The organism is Roseburia hominis (assembly GCA_040702975.1).
Lineage (GTDB): Bacteria > Bacillota > Clostridia > Lachnospirales > Lachnospiraceae > Allocoprococcus > Allocoprococcus hominis_A.
Genome location: CP159990.1, coordinates 4,047,988 through 4,065,223, shown reverse-complemented (window position 1 = coordinate 4,065,223; position 17,236 = coordinate 4,047,988). Strand labels below are relative to the sequence as shown.

General features: G+C 43.4%; 19 protein-coding genes. All 19 read left to right on the top strand.

Annotated elements, in window-relative coordinates; genetic code table 11:
- The 19 genes from ABXS75_18880 to ABXS75_18790 all read left to right on the top strand — a co-directional run bounded on the left by ABXS75_18880 (window position 1) and on the right by ABXS75_18790 (window position 17,222).
- A complete protein-coding gene (locus ABXS75_18880) occupies window positions 1–207 on the top strand; it encodes a hypothetical protein (GenBank protein XCP85062.1) in 207 nt (68 codons plus the stop codon).
- 19 nt (window positions 208–226) lie between these two features.
- Entirely contained in the window at window positions 227–877 is a 651-nt protein-coding gene (locus ABXS75_18875) for an SDR family NAD(P)-dependent oxidoreductase (GenBank protein XCP85061.1), read from the top strand.
- A 22-nt stretch (window positions 878–899) separates the two neighbouring features.
- On the top strand, window positions 900–1,418 hold the full coding sequence (locus ABXS75_18870; protein ID XCP85060.1) for a flavodoxin family protein: 519 nt from the start codon (window positions 900–902) through the stop codon (window positions 1,416–1,418).
- A gap of 214 nt (window positions 1,419–1,632) precedes the next feature.
- Entirely contained in the window at window positions 1,633–3,810 is a 2,178-nt protein-coding gene (locus tag ABXS75_18865) for a DUF3427 domain-containing protein (GenBank protein XCP85059.1), read from the top strand.
- 3 nt (window positions 3,811–3,813) lie between these two features.
- Complete coding sequence (mutT, locus tag ABXS75_18860) at window positions 3,814–4,200, top strand: 8-oxo-dGTP diphosphatase MutT (protein XCP85058.1); 387 nt, start codon at window positions 3,814–3,816, stop codon at window positions 4,198–4,200.
- A 53-nt stretch (window positions 4,201–4,253) separates the two neighbouring features.
- Window positions 4,254–6,218: a hypothetical protein gene (locus tag ABXS75_18855; protein XCP85057.1), complete on the top strand. Its 1,965-nt coding sequence runs from the start codon at window positions 4,254–4,256 to the stop codon at window positions 6,216–6,218.
- A gap of 47 nt (window positions 6,219–6,265) precedes the next feature.
- Window positions 6,266–6,715, top strand: a complete 450-nt coding sequence (locus ABXS75_18850) for a YaiI/YqxD family protein (GenBank protein XCP85056.1) — start codon at window positions 6,266–6,268, stop codon at window positions 6,713–6,715.
- A 156-nt stretch (window positions 6,716–6,871) separates the two neighbouring features.
- Complete coding sequence (locus ABXS75_18845) at window positions 6,872–7,093, top strand: aspartate dehydrogenase (protein ID XCP85055.1); 222 nt, start codon at window positions 6,872–6,874, stop codon at window positions 7,091–7,093.
- 33 nt (window positions 7,094–7,126) lie between these two features.
- A complete protein-coding gene (gene rsmH, locus ABXS75_18840) occupies window positions 7,127–8,179 on the top strand; it encodes a 16S rRNA (cytosine(1402)-N(4))-methyltransferase RsmH (GenBank protein ID XCP85054.1) in 1,053 nt (350 codons plus the stop codon).
- 236 nt (window positions 8,180–8,415) lie between these two features.
- Window positions 8,416–10,758: a TIM-barrel domain-containing protein gene (locus tag ABXS75_18835; GenBank protein ID XCP85053.1), complete on the top strand. Its 2,343-nt coding sequence runs from the start codon at window positions 8,416–8,418 to the stop codon at window positions 10,756–10,758.
- Window positions 10,759–10,773: 15 nt separating this feature from the next.
- On the top strand, window positions 10,774–11,253 hold the full coding sequence (locus ABXS75_18830) for a GNAT family protein (GenBank protein XCP85052.1): 480 nt from the start codon (window positions 10,774–10,776) through the stop codon (window positions 11,251–11,253).
- A gap of 57 nt (window positions 11,254–11,310) precedes the next feature.
- On the top strand, window positions 11,311–11,754 hold the full coding sequence (locus tag ABXS75_18825; protein ID XCP85051.1) for a gamma-glutamylcyclotransferase family protein: 444 nt from the start codon (window positions 11,311–11,313) through the stop codon (window positions 11,752–11,754).
- A 24-nt stretch (window positions 11,755–11,778) separates the two neighbouring features.
- On the top strand, window positions 11,779–12,414 hold the full coding sequence (gene nth, locus ABXS75_18820; protein XCP85050.1) for an endonuclease III: 636 nt from the start codon (window positions 11,779–11,781) through the stop codon (window positions 12,412–12,414).
- Window positions 12,415–12,430: 16 nt separating this feature from the next.
- Entirely contained in the window at window positions 12,431–14,116 is a 1,686-nt protein-coding gene (locus ABXS75_18815) for an AAA family ATPase (protein XCP85049.1), read from the top strand.
- Between the two features lie 72 nt (window positions 14,117–14,188).
- The gene (locus tag ABXS75_18810) at window positions 14,189–14,503 is read left to right on the top strand and encodes a metalloregulator ArsR/SmtB family transcription factor (GenBank protein XCP85048.1); all 315 of its coding nucleotides are present in this window, start codon (window positions 14,189–14,191) and stop codon (window positions 14,501–14,503) included.
- Window positions 14,504–14,576: 73 nt separating this feature from the next.
- Complete coding sequence (locus ABXS75_18805) at window positions 14,577–14,714, top strand: hypothetical protein (protein ID XCP85047.1); 138 nt, start codon at window positions 14,577–14,579, stop codon at window positions 14,712–14,714.
- Window positions 14,715–14,825: 111 nt separating this feature from the next.
- Complete coding sequence (locus tag ABXS75_18800; protein ID XCP87198.1) at window positions 14,826–15,767, top strand: CobW family GTP-binding protein; 942 nt, start codon at window positions 14,826–14,828, stop codon at window positions 15,765–15,767.
- Window positions 15,768–15,856: 89 nt separating this feature from the next.
- Complete coding sequence (locus ABXS75_18795; protein XCP85046.1) at window positions 15,857–16,090, top strand: thioredoxin family protein; 234 nt, start codon at window positions 15,857–15,859, stop codon at window positions 16,088–16,090.
- Window positions 16,091–16,208: 118 nt separating this feature from the next.
- The gene (locus tag ABXS75_18790) at window positions 16,209–17,222 is read left to right on the top strand and encodes a permease (protein ID XCP85045.1); all 1,014 of its coding nucleotides are present in this window, start codon (window positions 16,209–16,211) and stop codon (window positions 17,220–17,222) included.
- The last annotated feature ends 14 nt before the right edge of the window (window positions 17,223–17,236 follow it).

The window sequence follows — 17,236 nt, the reverse complement described above, 5'->3', positions numbered from 1 at the left end:
ATGAAAAAGAAGACAGCATTTATCACGGTGGCATGGGACAATACGGACTCTGCTTTTGACGTTGTAAGAGCTTATTATAAACGAATCTGTGAATACATGGATTTTCAGGATCAGGGTTCAGTTATTGGAAAAGGCTGCGGCACGCCGGAAATGACCGGGCGTAGTAAATACATGAGCGAAGCTTATCAGCTTGGCAGGAGCATATAAAAGAAGGAGGCTAACTTTAATGAAGAAGACAATTGTGGTATTAGGAGCAGGAAACGGATGCGGCAACAGAGTAGCGGAGAAGTTTGGGCAGAATGATTTTCGCGTTATCCTGATGGCAAGAAACGCAGAGCATCTGAAAGAGTATGAAAAGGAATTTACGGACAAAGGAATTGAAGTTCATACCAAAGTTGCAGATGCCGCCAGGACAGAAACTGTAACAAAAGCGTTCGACGAGGTTAAATCTGAGTTTGGGGTGCCGGATGTCCTGTTTTACAATGTCGGTATCACTATGCCGGATGCAAACCTGAAAGAAGAAAAGAACGCAGACCTTCTGATGAGACGTTTTCAGGTGGATGTTGCCGGAGCGTATCATGCGATCCAGCAGGTAGTAGGAGAAGAATTCAGAAAAAAGAAGGGAACAATCCTTGTGACCGGCGGTGGTTTTGGACTTTATCCAATGGATGAATTTCTTCCTCTCTCCATAGATAAGGCTGCTCTCAGAGCAATGTGCATTGCGCTTCACAACAAGCTGAAGGAGCAGGATATCTATGTTGGCACGCTGACAGTTACTGACAGCATTGTTCCGGGCGGAAAATGTGATCCGGCTCTGCTCGCAGCGGATTTTTGGAAGATGTATGTAGAACGTGGTGAATGTGAGATGATGCACTAAGCGTTCTCATGGAGGTGGCACAATGGCTAATATTCTTATCCTGAATGGAGCTTCAAGAAAGAACAGGAATACGGCTGCTCTCATCAAGGCATTTTCAGAAGGGGCTCTCAGTGCCGGGAATCAGGTGAAGGAGTTCTATCTACAGACGATGGATATTCACGGCTGCCTTGGCTGTGAGGGATGCAGCAGGACAAAAAAGGGAACGGAGGATCCTTGTATTCAGAAGGATGACATGTCGGAAATCAATAAAACATTCATGACAGCTGAGGTTGTAGTATTTGCTTCTCCGGTGTACTTCTGGACAATCAGCGGACCGCTAAAGACGGCAACGGACAGATTGTATGCAGAGCTTCGTAATCTGGGATACGGCGGTTTTCCAAGGAAGAGTGTTCTGCTCATGACAGCGGGCGGCAGTGACTACAGCCAGGCGGTCAAATGGTATGAGACATTTGAAAGAAATCTTGGTTGGACAAATCTGGGAGAGGTGCTTGGATCGGGAAAAACGGAAGAAGCAAAACGCTTAGGCTCATCCATTAAATAATTAGTAATGGCTTGCTACTGTGGTGGCAAGCCTTTTTTCTTGAAAAATTCCTTTGAGTTAGATAGTATTAAGAAAAGAATGTTATCATTTCTCTAACACTAAAAGTCTCATTTTATGGCACTTGCAGGACACGCTCCGTCTGATTTCGGAGATGAACTAACGGAAAAGCCTTGATTTACGGGAAAAAGTTTTTCAAAAAGTTTGTGTCACGGGGTTGACATTATCGGGAACAGGTAAGACATATGCTTCTGCATTTGCAATTAGAGAAAGTAATCCAAATAAAATATTATTTTTAGTACATAGAGAGCAGATTGCAAAACAGGCTATTAACAGTTATCAAAAAGTTTTTGGAGATACAAAGACTTTTGGACTACTCTCTGGAAATGCTAAGGATTTCAATGCGGATTATCTTTTTTCGACTATGCAGATGATGGCTAAACCAGAAATATATTCTAGGTTTCAAAGAAATGAGTTTGACACAATTATCATTGATGAAGTACATCGGGCAGGAGCAAATAGCTACCAGAAAATAATGGAATATTTTACTCCGAAATTTTGGCTAGGTATGACAGCAAGTCCCGATAGAACAGATGGATATGATATTTATGGTTTATTTGATCATAATATAGCTTATGAAATAAGGCTAGAACAGGCATTAGAGGAAAATTTGCTATGCCCATTTCATTATTTTGGAATTACGGATATAGAAATTAATGGAGAATCTTTTAATGATAGTAGTGGAGTAAAGAACTTTGCAAATTTAGTGTGTGAAGAGCGAGTAAATTACATTTTAGAGAAGGCCGAATATTATGGATATTGTGGAACCAGAGTGAAAGGACTCATTTTCTGCAGTAGGAAGGAGGAAGGCATTGAATTATCCAAAAAGTTCAATCAAAAAAATTATCGGACAGTATTTTTGTGTGGAGAAAATTCTCAAGAGGAAAGGGAAGATTGTGTTGAAAGGCTAGTTGATGATCAAAGACAGGACTATTTGGATTATATTTTTACTATTGATATTTTTAATGAGGGCGTAGATATTCCGGAAGTGAATCAGGTAATTATGTTGCGGCCGACTGAAAGTCCGATAGTATTTGTTCAGCAATTGGGCAGAGGATTGAGAAAGACTGAAGATAAAGAGTATGTAGTTATTCTGGACTTTATTGGTAATTATATGAATAATTTTATGATACCAGTTGCTTTGTCCGGAGATCGCTCCTACAATAAAGATAACATGCGCAAATATGTTTCAGGTGGTACAAGAATTATTCCGGGAAGTTCTAGCATTCATTTTGATGAAATTGCTAGAAAGCGTGTTTATGAATCAATTGATTTGGCCAAAACAAACGATATGAAATTAATTAAAGATTCCTATCAAAACTTAAAACATAAATTGGGACATATTCCTAAGATCCGAGATTTTAGTGATTATGGTGCGATTGATATAACTAAAATATTTGATAAATGTGGATCTTATTATGCTTTTTTAGTGAAGTATGAGAAAGAATACACTATAAGGTTATCAGAGGAGGAGGCAACTATTATTGAGTATTTGTCGCGAAAGATGGCAAGAGGAAAACGCATCCATGAATTAGCAGTTATTAATGATTTATTAAAACATGAACGAAGAATGATGATTTATTTTGAAAAAATGTTGAAAATAGAATATGGGATTGACATTTCCGAAAAAGAAAAAGAGTCAGTTATTAGAAATCTTACGAATAAATTTCCTAAAAAAGAGGACCAGAAGAAGTTTAAAAGCTGTGTTTTTGTTGAAAATGATGAAAATGGGGAATATAGGGCAGCAAGCCACTTTGAAAAACTATTAGAAAATGAAGTGTTTTCAAATATGGTGTCTGAAATAGTTTCGTTTGGTATTGAGCATTGTCAGATAAATTATTCGGATAGATATAAAAAAACTAATTTTCAATTGTATCAGAAATACACTTATGAGGATGTTTGCAGATTGTTGAATTGGAAAAGTAATATGAATGCGCAAAATATAGGCGGATATTTTTATGATGCAGATACGAAAACATTACCTGTATTTATCAATTATGAGAAGGCTGAGGATGCAATTGCGTATGAGGACAGATTTATTTCACCAAGCGAATTGATAGCTTTATCAAAGCATCCTAGAAAAATTAATTCGAGCGATGCAATGCATATTTATAAAAGAAGTCCTGAGGATAATGAAAATAGGATTTACTTGTTTGTGCGAAAAAATAAGGATGATAAAGAAGCAAAGGAATTTTATTTTTTGGGTGAAATATATGCGGTGGGAGATCCAGAACCTATATTTATGGAATCTACAAAAGATGATGCATTTGAGATTGATTATTATTTAGATGTGCCAGTAAGAGAAGATATTTATGAATACATAACGGGAGAATAAAAAATGAAGACTATAGAAGTTGTGGCGGCTATTATTGTATCTGAAGACAAAATCTTTGCAACCCAACGTGGTTATGGAGAATTTAAGGATGGATGGGAATTTCCCGGTGGAAAAATTGAAACGGGTGAACGTCCAGAAGAAGCTTTAAGGCGTGAAATAAAGGAAGAATTAGATACAGAAATTGAAGTGGGAAAATTATTTGATACAGTTGAATATGATTATCCGAATTTTCATTTAACAATGTATTGCTATTTATGTAAGGTTAAGTCTGGAAATCTGATACTAAAGGAACATGAAGCTGCAAAATGGTTGACGGCAGATATGCTTGACAGTGTAGAATGGCTTCCGGCAGATTTTGGATTAATTAAAAAGTTAAAATCAGTAATATAAAAGGTAGGAAACTCAATCAGAATGAGAAAAACCCATATAAGGACAAACAGCTTATGAAAATTAAAGTAACGAATAACGCAAAAATAGATGAGAGATTTGCCATAGAAGTTCCGGAGAATATATCTTTATTTCAGTTTCATGCTGTGCTGGAGATTGCACTTGATGTAGTCCCAGGGGCACATTTTTGCTTTATGCTAATGAGTGAACGGAAATCAATAGAGGACGTTACGGCAGATCGGTATAAATTATCGACGGCATTTAGCCAGAACTCCGTTATTCGTTACCTTAATCCTTATCCGGGGGACAGGATATATTTGCTGGAGCTGCAAAGAACGGAGAAGGAAGGAAAAACCAAGTATCCTATCGTAAGCGGAACAAAAGAGGATAAGCAGATAAATGAATGGCTGAAAAAGTATTGCATGTTTGCGAAAGACTGGAAATACTGTAACATGAATTTACACCAGGGAAAAAAGAGTGGAGAAAGTTTATGCGGTAAGGCAGCAGTAAAAGAAACCGGCAGGAACACCGGAAGGATAAAAGAAGATCCGGATGCAATGTACCGGTTCAGAACGATGCAGGAAAAGCAGGATGTACTATATGGTTTAAGCAAACAGTATACAGGATCTGTCCGTGTTACGGTGAAAAATTCTACGTATTCTCAAGCGGAGATTTTGAGTACGACAAAAAAGGATAGCTTATGTGATTACTGCAATTATGCGGGTCTTCACATAAAAAAGGCGTGGAAGAAAAAGAAAATAGCGGAAAGTTTTTCTACTAACCTTCAGGAAAACATATGGCTTACTATGGTATTGCTTCCGGAGGAGGCGATTGAACTGTATTTCCGGCTGTGTAAGGTTGGAGAGAACCAGAAAATATCGCTGGATCTATATAAGGTTGAGGCCAGTTTGAGTTTATTTCTATATTTGGGAATCATGGATATTGTATTGCAAACGGGGAGCCCTTCATTCGCTATTGAATTGCCGGGAGATTTTAAGAAGCGTTTTATGGAAATGTTTCGAGGGACAACGAAGTTTGACAGAGCCTCGGAAGCGGCGGTTTATTTGTCACCGGAATTGAAGGTAGGAGGTTGGCAGAAGATAGTAAAGGGCTATCAGAAGTTGGACGAGCGGGTAAGCTGGCTGCTTACTTACTATGGGATTATGAATGCGGAAGACTTGTGTACAAAGTTGAGAGAGTGTTATCAATACTCATTTAGCCAGGAAGAATTTATGAGGTATTTGATGCTTCACATGCGTTTGCCTGGGAAGGTTTATACGGCGACAAATTCGAAAACAGGGGAAAGATATGTTGCTTTGGCTGGAGTTGATATTGAATATGCTTTTGCAATCTGGCAGAAGAGTGGAATAAAGGTGCAGCCGAAACCAATCAGCAGGGAGATTCTGGAAAGTTTTGAGGAAAAATTTCCTGAAATGCTAAATGCGTTGGCAATACTTTTGACAGATTTTGTGGCTGATAAGGATATGATAGAGGTAATCGTGGAAGCGCTGGTAAATTCCGTTGCCGGTAATGAGAAGTGGGAGGAGTTTTTGGAGATTTTGGCGGAAGTGCTCATAGACAGTGGAGATATGGACTACGCGGCATTCTGGTATCAGTTGAGTAAGATATATCTTTCGTTTCCGGTATCGGGGCTTGGGGGATATTCTCGAATAGAATTTGCACAAAGAGAGTACATCGAAAATCCTTTTGAAGTTTTAAATGAGCAGGAAGAATATTTGATATTTGGCGAAGATGAAATCTGGGCTAAGCCGTTTGATGTGCAGTGGGAATTGTACCGCGATTGTGAGCAGTTTATGGAGGAAGGCAGTATTTTCGCGGAAAGAAAGATGATGAAGTGCGCCAGGAAGCATCTGGGGAAGGAAATGGCAGAAGGGCTACAGATGTATTGTTATGTGCTAATGGGGAATTTTAATTTGCCTGATTTACTTAGAAGGCTGGCAACCAACGGAAATAGTGAGGCACGGGAGTTGCTGGTAGATCTGGGACTGGAACAATCCTAAGAAGAGAATATGATAAGTGGAATCGGAAGAAGGGATAGATAAGGAATATGGAAGTTTTCGTAGACGCCGATGCATGTCCGGTAGTAAAAATAGTTGAAAAAGTCGCAAAGGAACATCAACTCTCAGTCACGTTACTTTGTGACACCAACCATGTATTGCATTCTGATTATAGTACAGTAAAAGTCATTGGTGCCGGAGCTGATGCAGTGGATTTTGCGCTTATAAGTATTTGCCGCAAAGGTGATATTGTGGTGACACAGGATTATGGCGTGGCGGCGATGGCTCTGGGAAAGGGAGTCTATGGGATCCATCAATCAGGCCGGTGGTATACGAATGAAAATATTGATCAGTTGTTAATGGAGAGACATTTGGCAAAGAAAGCGAGGAAGGCGTCAGCGAAGAATCATCTGAAAGGGCCGAAGAAGAGAACGGAGGAAGATGACAGGCAGTTTGAAAAATCGTTTCGGCGGTTAGTTGAAATGTTAATGGAAGGCTAAATGATAGCAATGGAGAACCAACATTACGAATGTGTGATTGTGTGGGAAAGGAAGTAGATGTTGGTGTGGGCTCTGGAAGAAAAGGAAATGGCACAGAAATCAGAGAGAACTGTTTTCATGAGGAACGATAAAAAGATTTAATGAGGAAATGGGATTATGTTTCGTATATTTAGGAAAAAAGAGATTGTGAAAAAGGATTATGATAGAGAAAATCAGAAGCCGGTCATTCACTGCAGCATCTGTACAGGAGAGCAGGTGGCAGGATTTAAGGACTTGCATACTGGGAAATTTCAGGATATTATGTTGATACGTAATGATGAAGATTTGAGGAAATTTAAAGAAATGTATGGGGTGGACGAGATAACGAAGGAATATTAGTGGAGAAAAGTTGCCAAAAGGGGAGAAGGACCAATGGAAAATCAAGAAAAAGTTCATAAACGCCGCGTACGCTATTCCGGTACACACCCGAAGACGTTCAAGGAAAAATATAAAGAATTGCAGCCCGAAAAATATGCGGACACCATTTCCAAAGTGATTCAAAAAGGCAGTACGCCGGCGGGAATGCATATTTCTATCATGGTGCAGGAAATCCTGGATTTTCTCGCGATCAGGCCGGGGCAGACCGGGCTGGATGCGACCTTGGGATACGGCGGGCATACGCGGGAAATGCTGCAGTGCCTGGAAGGGAAAGGGCATATCTATGCGTTAGACGTAGACCCTATCGAATCGGCGAAGACGAAGGAGCGTTTGGAAAAACAGGGATATGGGGAAGAAATTTTAACGGTTCAATTACAGAATTTTGCCAATATTGATCAGGTGGCTGCTCAGGCGGGAAAGAAGTTTGATTTTGTGCTGGCTGATTTGGGAGTGTCTTCTATGCAGATTGACAATCCGGACCGGGGATTTTCCTATAAAGTAGAAGGCCCGCTAGATCTCAGGATGAATCCGGAGAAAGGGGAGAGTGCCGCGCAGCGTCTTCGGAATATCAGTCAGGAAGAGCTGAAAGGAATGTTGATTGAAAATGCAGACGAGCCCTATGCGGATGAGATTGCAAGGGCGGTGGCGAAGCATTTAAAGAGAGGGCAGAAGATCGAGACGACAACGCAGTTAAGACAGGTGATTGAAGAAGCCCTGCATATAGTTCCGGAGGCGGAGCGAAAAGAGGCAGTCAAAAAATCCTGCCAGAGAACGTTTCAGGCGCTTAGAATTGATGTGAATAGTGAGTTTGAAGTATTGTACGAATTTCTGGGGAAATTGCCGGATGTTTTGGCTCCGGGAGGACGTGTGGCGATTTTGACCTTCCACTCAGGAGAGGACCGGCTGGTGAAGAAATCATTCAAACAGATGAAAAAGGCCGGAATTTACAGTGAGATTTCGGAGGACGTTATCCGTCCCTCGGCGGAGGAATGCGCAAGAAATGGCCGGGCGCGGTCCACGAAGATGCGCTGGGCAATCCGGGCTTAGTCTGCGCATAGATTTCTGCGTTCAACGCAGAAATGTGGGCGCTAAAATTATAATGTTCACGAAAGCAATGAGCAGTGCTAAAGTGCAGAAAAAGCAATCGACTGCTTGCAGACGAAGTGTTGTTCCTGCGCTTTGATAGGGCGAAAGCCCGTGAACAAAAGAGCGGAACGCTCTTGAGTGGTGCACTGTGGTCTATGAGGTATAGATGTTGAGATTTTTATAGCAGGAGGATAAGAATGAATCAGCGGATAGCAGAGACAGGAGCAGTGATTCAAGGAGAACGATATCGTTTCACGGTGCTGACGCCGCAGATGATCCGATTGGAATATCAGAAAGATGGTAAATTTGTAGATGCATTGTCTCAGCGGGTGCAGAACAGGCGGTTTCCGGTACCGCAGTATGAAGTGCGCGATCTGGAAAATAGTTTGGAGATCAAAACAGAGTATCTTCATTTAAAATACAACAAGCAGGAATTTGCCGCAAATGGGCTGAGCATAGCGGTAAAAGTAGAAGGGTATGTCCAGACCTGGCATTACGGTGATGAGATAGAGGATTTAAAAGGAACGGCTCGAACGCTGGATCAGGCCGACGGTGCGATTCCGCTTGAAGCAGGACTCATTTCGCGGGGAGGATTTACGGTACTGGACGACAGCAAGTCGATTTTGCTCACGGAAGACGGCTGGGTGGCGGCCCGCGAGCAGGAAGGGCCGGATCTGTATTTCTTCGGATATGGGCATGAGTACGAGAAATGTTTGAAGGATTTTTATCGGCTCTGCGGGGAAACCCCGTTGATTCCAAGATTTGCTCTGGGAAATTGGTGGAGCCGTTATTATAAATATACACAGGAAGAGTATCAGAAGCTGATCAGCCGGTTTGAGGAGGAGGAGATACCGCTTTCTGTGGCGGTAATCGATATGGACTGGCATCTGGTGGACATTGATCCGGCATATGGTTCCGGCTGGACCGGATATACCTGGAATGAAGAGTTGTTCCCGGACTACAGGGGATTTCTGAAATGGTTACATAGGCATCATTTGAAGGTCAGTTTGAATGTGCACCCGGCAGACGGGGTTCGGGCGTTTGAAAAGCAGTATCCCGAGATGGCAAGGGCGATGGGGATGGATCCCGGGAAAAAAGAGACGGTGGGGTTTGATCTGACGAATCGGGAACTCATGAAAGCGCATTTTGATGTTATTTGTCACCCGTATGAAGAAGACGGGGTGGATTTTTGGTGGTTGGATTGGCAGCAGGGAACGCTGACGCAGATGGAAGGACTCGACCCGTTGTGGATGCTCAATCATCTGTATTATCAGGATAGCTGCCGGAAGAGAAAGCGCGGCATGACATTTTCCCGGTATGCGGGGATTGGAAGCCACAGATATCCAATCGGATTTTCGGGCGATACGGTGGTGTCCTGGGAATCATTGGATTTTCAGCCGTATTTTACGGCTACGGCAAGTAATGCGGGGTATGGCTGGTGGAGCCACGATATCGGTGGGCATATGTTCGGGTATCGGGATGAGGAGCTTACGACCCGCTGGGTGCAGCTTGGCGTATTCTCGCCGATTTTGCGGCTGCATAGCACCTGTAATGTCTATATTCATAAGGAACCGTGGCTGTTTCACGCGACTTATCGTGAGACGATGGGGCGGTATCTGCGCCTCCGCCATGAGCTGATTCCATATTTATACAGTATGAATGTACTGGCATCCAGAGATGGGCAGCCTCTGGTAAGGCCGATGTATTATCAGAATCCCCGGAGGCGCGAGGCTTATGAAGTGCCGAATGAGTATTATTTTGGCACGGAGCTTTTGGCGTGTCCGATCACGCAAAAGAGCGACGAGACCGGGCTGGCATGTTTTCAGGCGTGGCTTCCTGAGGGAAAATGGATTGATATTTTTAACGGAAGAATTTACGAGGGAAATCGCTGTCTGACACTGGTACGTGACGTGGAACAGATTCCGGTTCTTTCGAAAGCCGGTGGAATCGTCCCTTATGCAGTGCTTACGGAGGAGGAAAATGGAGTAGAAAATCCGTCCGGGCTTCGAGTGCAGATTTTTGCGGGAAATGATGGAAGTTTCCATTTATATGAAGATAACGATGACAATGGAAGGTGGACTGATACGTGCCTTGCGTGGGACTGGAACGGGAAGAAGCTGACCATTCACGGCGCAAAAGGAGCTTTGCAGGGGATTCCGGAGCGCCGAAGCTGGGAACTGCAATTTGTGGGAATCACGGAATCAAAGACAGTGCAGGCTTCGATAGATGGAAATGAGATAGAGGCCAAGTGGACTTATGATGGGAAGCGGAATGTGCTGTCGGTTCATATTTCGGAGGTGCCTTGTGTTTCGGAACTGACTGTCAGGCTTTCGAAAGAGACTGAGATGGCGGAAAATCATATACCGGAGCAGATGGAAGAACTGTTTGGGAAGGTCGATATGGTGAAATATGACGATATGTGGAAGATTTATGAATTAATGCAGAGAAATGCGTCGGTTTCTGTGATGTTATCTACCCTGGAGTGTATGGAAATGCCGAAGCGGGCCAGGCTGGCAGTGCAGGAGATTTTACTCGCGTAGGAAGGTGGAGAGAAGATGATAGGATTTGTCAAGTCGGATTCTATGAAAATTGCTGTTTTAAAAGAACAGGAGAGCCAGCTTTCGTCGAAAGAGAGACTGCAAAAGGAAATAGGAGAGCCAGATGTACTCGCATTTGACATTTTTGAGGAAGATACGTTGATTGGATTTGCGGCATTAAGAAAATTTGCGGAGGGCAGATTTTTCCTGTGGAATTATGCTATAGACAGCAGATATCAGAATCAGCATTGTGGTACAAAGGCCTTGAAAGAATTAATTTGCCTGCTGCAGACACAATGGAAAATGCAGGTTATGACGACAACATATATTTGCGGAAATGAAAAGGCCAGGCATGTATATGAGAAAATCGGGTTTGTGGAGACGGACAGGGTGAATGAACCAGGCTGCCATGAAGTCAATATGATTTATGTATGCGAGTCTGAGGTTAGGAATGGTGCCCATGGCAATTCAGATAGGAAATATAATTTATCTATGTGAACTTGGAGAGGAAGGCTGAGATAGGCTGGACAAGCCGAAATAAGAAGGGAAGAAGAGATGAGAAAATTATATCTTGCATATGGCAGTAATATGGACGAGGAACAAATGGCAGAGCGCTGTCCGGAGGCGAAATTAGTGGGAGCTTCCGTGGTAGAAGATTATTGCCTATTGTTCAAAGGCTCCGCGCGGGGAATCTATGCTACCATAGAACAAAAGACAGGAGGAAGACTCCCGGTGCTTGTGTGGGAAATCTCGGAAAATGATGAGAAGAGCCTGGACGAGTACGAAGATTATCCGGTTCTTTACTACAAGGAGGACATACCGGTCCCTCTAAATGGGAAGGTGGAGAGTACCATGGCATATATCATGGTAGCAGACCAGACATTTGGCGTTCCAAGTGCAGAGTATTATGATGTGCTGCGGCGTGCATATCAGAAGTTTGAATTCCCGATGGATATTCTGACAGAGGCGTATGAAGTCAGCAAAGCGCAAATGGCATAAGTGGAAAACGATAGGAGAAGAATCATGACAAAGAAACAATTAACTCTGGAAATTATTGAGAGGCTGAAAAAGGAGTACCCGGATGCGGGGTGTACATTGGACTATGACCAGGCGTGGAAACTTCTGGTCAGTGTGCGTTTGGCGGCGCAGTGTACGGATGCGCGGGTCAATGTGGTGGTGGAAGGATTGTATGAAAAATATCCGGATGTCAATGCTTTGGCTGAGGCTGATGTGGAAGATATTGAAGCAATCGTGCGTCCCTGCGGGCTGGGACACAGTAAGGCGCGGGATATCAGTGCATGTATGAAGATGCTGAGGGACGAATATGATGGAAAGATACCGGAGGATTTTGATGCGATTTTGAAACTCCCGGGAGTAGGGAGAAAAAGCGCGAACCTCATCATGGGGGACGTGTTTGGAAAGCCGGCTATTGTGACGGATACGCATTGTATCCGCTTGGTCAATCGTATGGGGCTGGTAGATGGGATCAAGGAGCCCAAGAAGGTGGAGATGGCCTTGTGGAAACTGGTGCCGCCTGAAGAGGGAAGCGATTTCTGCCACCGTCTGGTATATCATGGCCGGGATGTGTGTACCGCCCGGACAAAACCGTATTGCGATAAATGCTGCCTGAAGGATATTTGTAAGAAGGTAGGCGTGTAATAGGAGGTAAAAATAAGTGGAAAGAACTGTGGCGATTGGAAAACAGGATTTTGAAAAAGTAATATTGGGAAACTATTTTTATGTAGATAAGACCTCATTTATTCGGGAATGGTGGGAAAGCGGTGATGATGTTACCTTAATTACAAGACCAAGACGTTTTGGGAAAACTCTGACTATGAGTATGACGGAACAGTTCTTTTCTGTAAAGTATAAAGATAAAGGCAGCTTGTTTGAAAACCTGTCTATTTGGCAGAGTGAAAAATATCGTGAGCTTCAGGGAACTTATCCGGTAATTAGTCTTTCTTTTGCAAATGTAAAAGAGGATACTTATGAAAAAGCCCGATTGCGAATTAATCAGATTCTGGAAGCGTTATATAATGAAAATCATTTTCTTTTGGAAACGGATATTCTTACGGCGAATGAAAAGGAATATTTTCTTAATGTAAAAACGTATATGGACGAAGTGACTGCTACGATGGCAATTCACAATATGTCAAAATATTTGGCCAGGTATTATGGGAAAAAGGTCATTATTTTGTTGGACGAATACGACACGCCGATGCAGGAAGCCTATGTCAGTGGATTTTGGGACGAGTTGGCGGCATTTACGCGAAGTATGTTTAATGCTGCGTTTAAAACGAATTCTTATCTGGAAAGAGCTATTATGACAGGGATTACCCGGGTTAGTAAGGAGTCGATTTTTTCGGATCTTAATAACCTGGAAGTGGTTACGACGACCTCAAAGAAATATGAAATTTCTTTTGGTTTCACAGAGGAGGAAGTTTTTAGTGCGCTCGAGGAGTATGGCTTAGCGGATTATAAGGTGAAGGTGAAAGAATGGTATGATGGCTTTACCTTTGGAAATCATGCGGATATCTACAATCCATGGTCGATCATTAATTTTCTGGAAAAACGGGAGTTTGGCACGTACTGGGCGAATTCCAGCAGTAATACACTGGTAAATAAATTGCTTAGGGAAGGCAGCATTGAGATTAAAACTGATTTTGAAGAACTTTTAAAAGGTGGCTTTTTGAAAAAAGTTATTGATGAACAGGTGGTATTTAACCAGTTATCCCGTCAGGAGAATGCAGTGTGGAGCCTGCTGCTGGCATGCGGATATTTAAAAGTGGCAAGCTGTGTGTTTGAGGAAGCTTCTGGAAGATATTATTATACATTGACGCTTACAAATAAAGAAGTCAAAATCATGTTTGAAAACACGGTGCGCAGTTGGTTTGTGGAGAGTGAACAGGAATATAACCGGTTCATTAAAGCGCTTTTGCTAAATGATGTGGATGCTATGAATCATTATATGAATCAGGTGGCGTTAGAGATTTTCAGCTATTTTGATACGGGAAATAAACCATCAGATGCGTCTGATCCGGAAAGGTTCTATCATGGATTTGTACTGGATCTCCTGGTAGAACTCGCAGATCAGTATAGGATTCTTTCAAATCGTGAAAGTGGATTTGGAAGATATGATGTTATGCTGGAGCCTCTGGAAGATAATAGGGATGCGATGATTTTGGAATTCAAAGTATTTGATTCAAGGAAAGAGAAGACTTTGGAGGAGACGGTTAAGAGAGCGTTAGTGCAGATTGAGAAGGAAAACTATGCATCTATGCTGGAATCAAAGGGCGTACCAAGAGAAAAAATAAGAACATATGGATTTGCATTTCAGGGAAAACGAGTGTTGATTGGATAAAACACATTGACAAATTTCTATGTATGAGATAAAATGTAAAACATAGAAGAAAATCTATATAAGGAGGCGGAGATGAGAGAGATTGATTATACAGAGTATGCAAAGATCTTCAAAGTACTTTCCGATCCTAAGAGACTGAAAATAATCGACATGCTGTCCGATGGAGAGCTTTGTGCCTGCAAGATTCAGGCGGAATTCCAGGTTACCCAGCCCACGCTTTCCCATGATATGAAGCTCTTATGCGATGCGGGACTTGTATTTGCCCGAAAAGAAGGAAAATGGACGCATTACCGGCTGAATCTGGACAAATTGAACGATACCTATAAGACGTTGGGGCGTTTGATTGTGCCGAAGGAATATGAGAGTATTATATGCGATTGTAAGTAGGGGCGGAGCGTGCGCGATTTCGGCAGGAGTGTGGGAATTTAAATGATTGCCGGAATACCAGGACGGCAGAGGCGTGAGAAAGCAAATGATTGCCGGAAGGGTCAGGGCAGTAGAAGTATGGGAAAACAAAGGATTACCGGAATGTCAGGGCGGCAGGAGAAAATGGAACGGAAATGATGTTAGGGAGCCGGCAGAAACTTGCCGGTATTAAAAAGGATTAAAAATAGAAAAATTTAAATATGTTTATGCGTTTGGAAGGGAAATCCTGACCTTAAGGAAGAAATGTGGGATTTGAGAGAGCCGCGCAGGAAAGGGGAAAATGATGAACGGAAGCGAACAGACAAAACTTTATGTATTAACAGGATTTCTCGGCTGCGGGAAAACGACGATGCTGCTTCGGGTATTGGAGGAGCTTAAAGGGCATCGGATCGGGATTATTCAGAATGAATTCGGGAAATTGGGTATTGACGGAACGATTCTGAAAAATGATGAAATTCAGATGGTGGAGCTTAATCGGGGGTCTATTTTCTGTACCTGTCTTAAGCTGAATTTTGTGAACGCACTGAGCGAGATGGCGGCGAAGAATTTTGAATATCTTTTCGTGGAAAGCTCTGGGATTGGCGATCCGTCGAATGTGGAAGAGATTTTGCAGGCGGCGGAGATTGTTTCCGGAAAGAGATATGATTTTCGCGGCGTGATCTGTCTGGTGGACGCCGTGAATTTCCTGGAACGTCTGGAGGAAGAGGAGACGGTCTACCGGCAGGTAAAGCATTGTAATCTGGCGGTGGTCACTAAGACAGACCTTGCAAACGAGAGCCAGATTGCGGGGGTGCGCAGTCAGATTCGGGCGATTAATCCGGTGTGCCAGATCAAGAATTGTGTGATGGGCGACATGGATTATGGATTTTTGGAGGAAGATCTGACGATTTATCAGTGGGCGGAGTGTGAGGAGACGACGAATTCCGTGGAAACGAAGCCGAAGACCCTGTTCATGGACTTTGAAGGGGAAATCGAGAAGGGAAAACTGGAAGCCTTTTTGACGGAGCTGATGCCGGATTCCTATCGTATAAAGGGATTTTTCCGGGTAAAAGGAGAAGGCTGGAGGCAGATCGATGTGGTAGGGAACCGGGTGGATTATAAGCCGGCGGAAGAATTTGAAAAATCCCAGCTCGTATTTATTTCTAAAATTGGTACGGCGATTATCCGGAAGATTTTTGGCGCATGGGAAGAACAAGTAGGGTTGGAGATGAAGCTGAGGAATTAAGGCCTTGTGAATTTGGAAAATAAAGAAAACAATCGGAGGCAATGACGAGGCCTCTTGCCCGTACAGAGAATGTCAGGAGGAGAAGGAAGATGAACATTAAAGTAATTGGTGCAGGTTGTGAGAACTGCGGTAAGGTATATGATTATGTATGTGAGGCTGTGAAGGAGCTGGGGCTTGATGCAGAGATTGAGAAGGTGGAAGACCTGATCGAGATTGTGAAACTTGGCGTTATGAGCGCGCCGGCAGTCATGATAGACGGGAAAGTGGTCTCTGCCGGGAAGACACTAAAGAAAAAAGATGTGGTGAAATTGCTTGGGAAGTAACATACACAAGGGAATATACGGAAGGCAACATGTAGAAAGCGATGTGCCGAAAGTAACTTATAGAAAAAATATGCGGAAGCAAATGTACAGAAAGTAACATATGGGGGAGTGCGTTTAGATGGAACGAATCAGACTGGGTTGGGATTTTTTTCAAAATCAGATATTGGGAATGCACTGGCTGCGTGAGGGAATCGGCAGCCTGTTAAATAGTACAGGGCTCGACACGAACGAAACACTGGGTGGGGTACTGCAGTTTTTTATCTATGATACTATTAAAATTTTTGTACTGCTTTCCGTGCTGATTTTCCTGATTTCCTATATACAGAGTTATTTTCCACCGGAGAGAAGCAAGAAAATACTGGGACGTTTTCGCGGGATAACCGCGAATCTGATCGGCGCGCTGCTTGGGACGGTAACCCCATTTTGCTCCTGCTCCTCGATCCCGATTTTTATGGGCTTTACGAGTGCGGGCCTGCCTCTGGGCGTGACCTTCTCCTTCCTGATCTCTTCACCGATGGTGGACCTGGGTTCCCTGGTGCTGCTCATGAGTATTTTCGGAGGGAAAATAGCGGCAGCCTATGTGGTGGTGGGACTTGTCGTTGCGGTGGCCGGCGGCAGCCTGATCGAACGGCTGCATATGGAAGACCAGGTGGCGGAATTTATCCGGCAGGCGGCAAATGTGGATACTGCGCTTCCTGAACTGACCGTGCGCGACCGGCTGGAGTATGGCAGAGATCAGGTCCTGAATACGATTAAAAAGGTGGCGCTTTATGTTTTCATCGGAGTGGGAATCGGCGCGGTGATTCACAACCTGATTCCGGCCCGGTTCGTGGAAAGCATTCTCGGGGGGAACAGATGGTATGCGGTTCCGCTCGCGACGGCCGTGGGAATACCGATGTACGCGGATATCTTCGGAACGATTCCGGTGGCGGAGAGCCTTCTGGCAAAGGGCGCCGGGCTTGGAACCATTCTTTCTTTTATGATGGCGGTCACGACGTTGTCCCTGCCCTCTATGATCATGCTCAGCAAAGCCGTGAAGAAAAAATTGCTGGTGACATTTATTGCGATTGTCTCGGCGGGAATCATTTTGGTAGGGTATTTGTTTAATGCGGGAGCATATTTGTTTATTTAGCTGCGGGAGGCAGA

Coding starts and splice junctions, on each gene's coding strand:
- ABXS75_18880 (XCP85062.1), top strand. CDS start 1: ATGAAAAAGAAGACAGCATTTATCACGGTGGCATGGGACAATACGGAC.
- ABXS75_18875 (XCP85061.1), top strand. CDS start 227: ATGAAGAAGACAATTGTGGTATTAGGAGCAGGAAACGGATGCGGCAAC.
- ABXS75_18870 (XCP85060.1), top strand. CDS start 900: ATGGCTAATATTCTTATCCTGAATGGAGCTTCAAGAAAGAACAGGAAT.
- mutT (XCP85058.1), top strand. CDS start 3,814: ATGAAGACTATAGAAGTTGTGGCGGCTATTATTGTATCTGAAGACAAA.
- ABXS75_18855 (XCP85057.1), top strand. CDS start 4,254: ATGAAAATTAAAGTAACGAATAACGCAAAAATAGATGAGAGATTTGCC.
- ABXS75_18850 (XCP85056.1), top strand. CDS start 6,266: ATGGAAGTTTTCGTAGACGCCGATGCATGTCCGGTAGTAAAAATAGTT.
- ABXS75_18845 (XCP85055.1), top strand. CDS start 6,872: ATGTTTCGTATATTTAGGAAAAAAGAGATTGTGAAAAAGGATTATGAT.
- rsmH (XCP85054.1), top strand. CDS start 7,127: ATGGAAAATCAAGAAAAAGTTCATAAACGCCGCGTACGCTATTCCGGT.
- ABXS75_18835 (XCP85053.1), top strand. CDS start 8,416: ATGAATCAGCGGATAGCAGAGACAGGAGCAGTGATTCAAGGAGAACGA.
- ABXS75_18830 (XCP85052.1), top strand. CDS start 10,774: ATGATAGGATTTGTCAAGTCGGATTCTATGAAAATTGCTGTTTTAAAA.
- ABXS75_18825 (XCP85051.1), top strand. CDS start 11,311: ATGAGAAAATTATATCTTGCATATGGCAGTAATATGGACGAGGAACAA.
- nth (XCP85050.1), top strand. CDS start 11,779: ATGACAAAGAAACAATTAACTCTGGAAATTATTGAGAGGCTGAAAAAG.
- ABXS75_18810 (XCP85048.1), top strand. CDS start 14,189: ATGAGAGAGATTGATTATACAGAGTATGCAAAGATCTTCAAAGTACTT.
- ABXS75_18800 (XCP87198.1), top strand. CDS start 14,826: ATGAACGGAAGCGAACAGACAAAACTTTATGTATTAACAGGATTTCTC.
- ABXS75_18795 (XCP85046.1), top strand. CDS start 15,857: ATGAACATTAAAGTAATTGGTGCAGGTTGTGAGAACTGCGGTAAGGTA.
- ABXS75_18790 (XCP85045.1), top strand. CDS start 16,209: ATGGAACGAATCAGACTGGGTTGGGATTTTTTTCAAAATCAGATATTG.